Below are 5,520 nucleotides of genomic sequence, written 5' to 3'. Positions count from 1 at the left end.
ATCCGTCTTGGATCGGTGGACGATTCAATGCGTTTCGTGGCCCAACGTGCTGGAAATCGTTTTGGCTGTCTCTTGTAATTTGGGCAACCAGCTCTCATCGAGGCGATCGGCTGGCGCAGAGATCGACAGGCCGGCCAGCAGTTTGCCCTGATCGTCGTAAATGCCTGCAGCAATGCAGCGCACGCCCAATTCCAGCTCTTCGTTGTCACGCGCAAAACCCGATTGGTTGACCCGCGAAAGTTCTCTTTCCAGAACTTGCAGCTGCGTGATGCTGTTGCGGGTTTGGCCCGCCAGACCTGTTCGGCTGGCGTAGGACCGTACCCGCAACGGGTCGTCTGCGGCCAGAAAAAGCTTGCCCACCGAGGTCAGGTGCAAGGGGGCTCTGCCGCCGATGGCGCGCACCACTTGCATGCCCGAGCGTTCACTGTAAGCGCGCTCAATGTAGACGATTTCATCGCCCTGGCGCATGCTCAGGTTCACGGGTTGTTGAATCAGTTTGTGCAGATCACGCATGGGGGCCAGCGCCGCATCGCGCACATTCAGTCGACCCTTGACCATGTTGCCCAACTCCAACAAACGCATGCCCAAACGGTAGCTGCCCGCTTCGGGACGGTCTACAAACCTGCCAGTGGCCAGGTCGTTCAGAATGCGGTGGGCTGTTGAAGGGTGCAGCCCTGTTTTTTGGCTGATTTCTTTGAGCGATATCGCTTCTTCGCGCGAGGCCAGCACATCGATCAGGGTGAACATGCGTTCGATCACCTGAATGGTGGGCGTGGACGTGAGGGCGGGATCTTTTTTCATCGTGTACTGCAGATGCCAAATGATTTTACACTGTGAAACCGAGGGGCCTCGGCGGGCGGCACCAGATCATTCAAATGCCTGCCATTCCCCCTGCACCCGAAGCTCGCAAGGCTTGAATTTGGATTTGTAATTCATCTTGGGGCTGCCTGCGATCCAGTAGCCGAGGTAGACATAGGGCAGTCCCAATTGAGCGGCCTGTTGAATCTGCCAGAGCACCCCAAAGGTGCCGTAACTGGCGTGCTCATCGGGTTCGTAAAAAGTATAAACCGCCGACAGCCCGTGGTTGAGGACGTCCACGATGCTGACCATTTTGAGCGTCCCCAGGCCCTCCTCGGTTGGCGGGGTCCGGAATTCCACAATGCGTGAATTCACCCTGCTTTGCAGCAAAAACTGGGTGTACTGGTCGACGCTGTCGTGGTCCATGCCACCGCCCAAGTGGCGTGCGCTTTGGTAGCGCAAATACAGTGCGTAATGGGCCGGGTCGAAATGCAAATCGAGCACGCGCACACTCAAATGGCGATGGGCTTGCAAGGCCCGGCGCTGGCTGCGGTCGGGCTTGAATGCGGCCACCTGAACGCGCAAGGGCTGGCAAGCTTGGCAGCCATCGCAGTATGGGCGGTAAGTGAACAGGCCACTGCGGCGAAAGCCTTGGGCCACCAGATCGGAGTACACCTCGTTGTGGATCAGGTGGCTGGGGGTGGCCACCTGTGAGCGGGCAGATCGCTCGGGCAGGTAGCTGCACGCATAGGGTGCAGTGGCATAAAACTGCAGGGCCTGCAGTGGGAGGTCTTTCAGGTGAGTCATTTGAGCGTCTTCAATGACAGCAACGCTGGCCAGTGTAAGTGGTGTTGCGCCCAGTCAATTTGGGCAAGGGTGCGTGCTTGGTGGACGCCTTGCACGAAGTCACTGCGCGGCATCTCCCGGGCCCCCAGCGAGGCCAAGTGGCCGGTGTTTTGCTGACAGTCGATGGCGGTGATGCCATGCCGCAGGCAAACACTGACCAAGCAGGCCAAGGCCATTTTGGAGCCGTCGGTGACGGTGGTGAACATCGATTCACCAAACACCGCATGACCCAAAGCCACAAAGTACAGGCCCGCCACTTGTTCGCCATGCAGCCAAACCTCGCAGCTGTGCGCCAGGCCCAAGCGGTGCAGCTCATCGTAGGCGGTCACCATTTGGGGCACGATCCAGGTGCCTTTTTGGCCGTCGCGTGGCGAGGTGGCGCAGCGCCGGATGACCTGGTGAAAATCCCGGTCGAAACACAATTCAAAGCCGGGTGTCAAAAGCCAGCGTTTGAGGGTTTTGTGCAGGGAGCGGTGAAAGCGGAACGCGCTGGTTTTGAGCACCATGCGCGGGTCGGGGCTCCACCACAGCACGGGTTGGCCCATGCTGAACCAAGGGAAAATGCCCTCGCCATAAGCGGCCACCAAGCGCTGGGCAGACAGATCGTTGCTGGCCGCCAGCAGGCCGGGGGCTGGCGACCCTTGCCCCCAAGCGTGCGAGGCGGGCGGCAAGGGTTCACCCGCCACGATCCAGGGCAGTTCGGGCGCGTCGGCGGGCGGATCGGCTTCGCTTGTCATGGGGCAATTACACATGAAAACCGGGGCACGGGTGCGGCGGGCAGTATGATTTTGAGGATGAACAACATTCCCCCTTCGTGGCTACAGCCTGACTGGCCTGCACCGCCAGGTGTTGGCAGTCTCATGACCAGCCGTAACGAGGGGGTGTCTGCAGGGCCTTGGCGCAGCATGAACTTGGGCGACCACGTTGGCGACCACCTGGCGCATGTGCAAACCAACCGTCAATACCTGGCCAGTGTGATCGGCCGGCAGCCGGTGTTTTGCCAACAAGTGCATGGCTTCGACACGCTGCGCCTGGACCGCTTTACCCCACAGGGCCTGCCCGCTGATGCCTGTTGGACAACGAGCCGCGATGTGGCCTGCACCATCATGGTGGCCGATTGTTTGCCGGTGCTGCTGTGCGACCGATCCGGGCGTTGGGTTGCGGCTGCGCATGCGGGTTGGCGAGGCTTGGCGGGTCAGCAGGGGCAGGGCGTGCTGGAAGTTTTGATGTCCCTTTTGTCGCACGCGGGGGCCGATGTGTCCGATGCGTTGGCTTGGCTGGGGCCGTGCATCGGGCCGCAGGCGTTCGAGGTGGGGGCCGAAGTCAAAGCCGCTTTTGAAAGCGGGCCCGAGCTGTCGAGCGCGCTGTTTGAGCCCTTTGCCAACGGCAAATTCAAGGCGGACTTGGCCGGTTTGGCGCGTCGGCGATTGCAAGCTCTGGGTGTGGCATCTATTTTTGGCAACGACAGCACCGAGGCTTGGTGCACGGTGTCAAGGGCGGATGTCTTCTTTTCCCACCGCCGGGACTGCCGCAGCCTCGGGCAAAGTGGGCGCATGGCCGCTTGCATCTGGTTGGAGCCCTGAGGCGCTCGGGGTGTCTGCAGCTGCCGCTTGCCGGGCTTGCTCTTCGGATTGGCGGATGGCCTTGCGCCGCAACGGGGTGCCCATCAGGTAAACCACCAAGCCCATGGGCAGCAGCCCATAAAACACAAACGTGATGACCGCGCCCAGTACGGTGCCTTGGGTACTAAAGGCTTCAGCCAGGGCCATTAACAAAGTGACATAGAGCCAAGCGATCACGATCAAATACATAAATTTTTGCGCCTTGTAATTTAGGTGACAACAAATTGAAAGATACTGCGTTTACCGGATTCGAAAAAAACGATTTATTCAGGAGACAACACATGAGCGCATCCACGCCAGAATTTTGGGCCCAAATGAGCCAGGGCTTCCAAGAAAACCTCAGCAAAAGCTGGGGTCAGGCGATGCAGCATTTTCAGACCATCGATCTCGGTGGCTTGAAGTCTTCAGCGGATGCGGCTGTGCCGCAGCTCAAATTCTCACCTGAAAAGCTCCAGACCCTGCAAAGCCAGTATTTCAAAGACGCCTCCGAATTGTGGAATCAGGGTTTGCACAGCAGCTTGCAAGTCAAAGACCGGCGCTTCTCGGGCGAAGCCTGGGCCGCCAACCCCATGGCCGCTTTCAACGCTGCAACCTATTTGCTCAATGCCCGCACCCTGATGGGCCTGGCCGACGCGGTCGATGCCGATGAGAAAACCCGCACCCGCATCCGCTTTGCCATCGAGCAATGGGTGGCGGCTGCAGCGCCCAGCAATTTTTTGGCCTTCAATGCCGAGGCACAAAAGAAAGCCATCGATACCCAGGGCGAGAGCATCGCCAAAGGCGTGCAAAACCTGGTGCACGACATGCAGCAAGGCCATGTCTCAATGACCGACGAGAGTCTGTTTGAAGTGGGCAAGAACGTGGCCACCACCGAAGGCGCAGTGGTCTTTGAAAACGAATTTTTCCAGCTGATCGAATACAAGCCGCTCACGGCCAAGGTCTATGAAAAACCGTTTTTGTTGGTGCCGCCTTGCATCAACAAGTTTTACATCCTCGACCTGCAGCCTGAAAATTCGTTGATTCGCTATGCGGTCAGCCAAGGCCACCGCACCTTTGTGGTGAGCTGGCGCAACCCCGATGAGTCTATGGCGCACAAGAGCTGGGACGATTACATCGAGCATGCGGCCATTGAGGCCATCCATACGGTGCAAGCCATCACCGGCGCACCCAAGATCAACGCGCTGGGCTTTTGCGTGGGCGGCACCATCTTGTCCACCGCGCTGGCCGTGCTGGCTGCGCGTGGCGAAAAGCCCGTGGCCAGTGCCACCTTCCTGACCACGCTGATCAACTTCACCGACACCGGCATTCTGGACGTGTTCATTGACGAAAATTTCGTCAAATTCCGTGAGCAGCAAATGGGCCAAGGCGGTTTGCTCAAAGGCCAAGACCTCGCGTCCACCTTCAGCTTTTTGCGTCCGAACGACTTGGTTTGGAACTACGTGGTGGGCAACTACCTCAAGGGCGAGACACCGCCGCCGTTTGACTTGTTGTACTGGAACAGCGACTCGACCAATTTGCCTGGCCCGTTTTACGCCTGGTACCTGCGTAACACTTACTTGGAAAACAACCTGGTCCAACCTGGCAAGGTCACCGTGTGTGGGGAGTCCATTGACCTGGGCAAGGTCGACATGCCCGTCTACATCTATGGCTCGCGCGAAGACCACATCGTGCCCATCGGCGGGGCTTATGCCAGCACGCAAGTGCTGCCAGGCAAAAAGCGCTTTGTGATGGGCGCATCCGGTCACATTGCGGGCGTGATCAACCCGCCTGCAGCCAAAAAGCGCAGCCACTGGCTGAGCGAAGGCACGAAGTTTCCGGCCGATGTGAATGACTGGATCGGGAAAGCCAATGAAGTGCCGGGCAGCTGGTGGACCGACTGGTCGGACTGGCTCAAAGGCCATGCAGGCAAGCAAATTGCCGCGCCAAAGACCTACGGCAAAGCCACCAAATTCAAAGCCATCGAAGCGGCCCCAGGCCGTTACGTCAAAGCCAAAGCCTGATTGATTTTTATTGGAGAGAAAAATGGAAGACATCGTCATCGTTTCAGCCGCTCGCACCGCCGTGGGCAAGTTTGGGGGTTCGCTCGCCAAGACGCCCGCCACCGAGTTGGGCAGCATCGTCATCAAGGCCTTGCTCGAGCGCAGTGGCTTGCCCGCTGATGCCATCGGTGAAGTCATCATGGGCCAGGTGCTGGCCGCAGGCGTGGGCCAAAACCCTGCCCGCCAAGCCATGATGAAAGCCGGTGTGGCCAAGG

The 5,520-nt window shown here is 59.0% G+C and carries 6 protein-coding genes and 1 pseudogene; 3 read left to right on the top strand and 4 right to left on the bottom strand.

The window, feature by feature from the left end; genetic code table 11:
- Positions 1-24: 24 nt before the first annotated feature.
- The 3 genes from Q0341_RS12390 to aat form a co-directional block, all read right to left on the bottom strand.
- Positions 25-801, bottom strand: coding sequence for an IclR family transcriptional regulator (locus Q0341_RS12390; protein WP_299513798.1), 777 nt, complete (start codon positions 799-801; stop codon positions 25-27).
- Positions 802-867: 66 nt separating this feature from the next.
- A complete protein-coding gene (locus Q0341_RS12385; RefSeq protein ID WP_299513795.1) occupies positions 868-1,605 on the bottom strand; it encodes an arginyltransferase in 738 nt (245 codons plus the stop codon).
- Positions 1,602-2,381, bottom strand: a complete 780-nt coding sequence (gene aat, locus Q0341_RS12380) for a leucyl/phenylalanyl-tRNA--protein transferase (RefSeq protein ID WP_299513791.1) — start codon at positions 2,379-2,381, stop codon at positions 1,602-1,604. Before aat ends, Q0341_RS12385 begins: the two co-directional genes overlap by 4 nt.
- A gap of 123 nt (positions 2,382-2,504) precedes the next feature.
- On the opposite strand from aat, the gene pgeF reads away from it, so the two are divergent.
- Complete coding sequence (gene pgeF, locus Q0341_RS12375; RefSeq protein ID WP_299513789.1) at positions 2,505-3,227, top strand: peptidoglycan editing factor PgeF; 723 nt, start codon at positions 2,505-2,507, stop codon at positions 3,225-3,227.
- On the opposite strand, the gene Q0341_RS12370 is transcribed toward pgeF, so the two are convergent.
- Entirely contained in the window at positions 3,135-3,455 is a 321-nt protein-coding gene (locus Q0341_RS12370) for a hypothetical protein (RefSeq protein WP_299513786.1), read from the bottom strand. The two genes, pgeF and Q0341_RS12370, sit on opposite strands and share 93 nt — an antisense overlap.
- A 92-nt stretch (positions 3,456-3,547) precedes the next feature.
- Between Q0341_RS12370 and phaC the strand changes: the two genes are divergently transcribed.
- Both phaC and Q0341_RS12360 read left to right on the top strand, forming a co-directional pair.
- Positions 3,548-5,266, top strand: a complete 1,719-nt coding sequence (gene phaC, locus Q0341_RS12365) for a class I poly(R)-hydroxyalkanoic acid synthase (RefSeq protein WP_299513783.1) — start codon at positions 3,548-3,550, stop codon at positions 5,264-5,266.
- A 22-nt stretch (positions 5,267-5,288) separates the two neighbouring features.
- A pseudogene (locus Q0341_RS12360) lies at positions 5,289-5,520 on the top strand (acetyl-CoA C-acetyltransferase); the annotation flags it as partial.

Source organism: uncultured Limnohabitans sp., from assembly GCF_937889215.1.
Taxonomy (GTDB): domain Bacteria; phylum Pseudomonadota; class Gammaproteobacteria; order Burkholderiales; family Burkholderiaceae_C; genus Limnohabitans_A.
The sequence above is the reverse complement of the archived record's forward strand: the minus strand, read 5'-3'. Positions and strand labels throughout refer to the sequence as shown.